Genomic DNA, 1,230 nt, shown 5'->3' with positions numbered 1-1,230 from the left:
TTCGTTCGATAATGGTGCTCTGTCTTTTTCCTTCCCTCCTTCTTCTTCTTCCTTTCTTTCTTATTTTTTCTCTTTTACTTCTCCTTTCCTTTCTTCCTTTTCCCCCTTCTCCCCTTTTCTCCCCCCCCTTTCTCTTCCTCCCCCTCTCTCCCCCCTCCCCTCCTTCTCTCTCTCCCCTCTTTCCCCCTCCTCCCTCTCTCCTCCCTTCCCTCCCCTTCCCTTCCCTCCCTCTCCCTCTTCCTTCTCTCTCCCCCCTTCTCCTCTCCCTTCCTTCCCTCTCCTCCTCCCCTCCTTTCTCCTCCTTCTCCCCTTCTCTCTCTCCTTTTCCCTTTTCTTTCCTCTCTTTCCCTCTTCTTCCTCCTTCTCTCCCTTCCCTTTCTCTTCTCCCTTCTTCTTCTTCTCTTCTTCCTCTTTCTCTTTCTTCCTCTTCCTTTTTTTTCTTCTCTTTCCTCCCTTCTCTCCCCCTTCCCCTTCCCTCCTCCCTTCCTTCCTTCCTTTCTCCCTTTCTTTTCCCTCCTCCTTCCTCCTTTCTTCCTTCTCCCTTTCTCCTTCCCTTCCTTCCTTTCTTTTCCTCCTTCCCCTCCCCTTCCTCTCTCTCTTCCTCTTTCTCTCTTCTCTCCCCCCTCCTCGTCACTCTCTTCTTTCTCTCTTCCTTTCTCTTTTCCTTTCCCCTCTCTCCCTCCTTTCTCTCTCTCTCCTTTCCTCCTTTCTTCCTCCTCCCTTCCCTTTCCTTTCCTCTCCCTTTTCCCTTTTTTCCTCTCTTCTTCCCTTCCCTTTCTTTTTCTTCTCTCCTCTCCTCTTTCTCTTTCTCTCTCCTCTCCTTTTTTCCTCTTCCCCTCTTCTTCCCCTCTTCTCTCCTTCCCTTTTTTCTCTTCCTCTTCTCTCCCCCTCTCCTTCCTTTTTTTCCTCTTCCTCCCCTATCCTCTTCTCTTCCTTTCTTCTTCTCTCCCTTCCCCCTCTCCTTCTTTCCTCCCTTCTCTCTTTCTTTTCCTCCTTTTCTCTTTTTATCTTTTCTCCTTCTTCCTTCCCTCTTTCCTTTCCTCTCTTTTCCTCTTCTCTCCCTCTCCTCTCTCTCTCCCCCTTTTCCTCTTCTTTTTCTTCTCCCCTTCCTCTCTTTCCCTCCTCTCTCTTTTCTTCTCCTTCCCCTCCCCCTCTCTTTCTCTCTCTCTCTTCTTCCTCTCCCTTTTTCTCCCTTTCCTTCCCTCTTTCCTCCCCCCTTCCCTTTCTCTT

General features: G+C 49.6%; 1 protein-coding gene. It reads right to left on the bottom strand.

The genetic code is table 11. The features are described from left to right. The coding region (locus D6B98_RS42205; RefSeq protein ID WP_205680591.1) for a hypothetical protein at window positions 1-1,230 on the bottom strand (1,230 nt) is incomplete at both ends.

The organism is Bradyrhizobium sp. LVM 105 (assembly GCF_003957705.1).
GTDB classification, from domain to species: Bacteria; Pseudomonadota; Alphaproteobacteria; order Rhizobiales; family Xanthobacteraceae; genus Bradyrhizobium; species Bradyrhizobium frederickii.
Note: the sequence above shows the minus strand (reverse complement) of the source record. Positions and strands in the feature narration are given on the sequence as shown.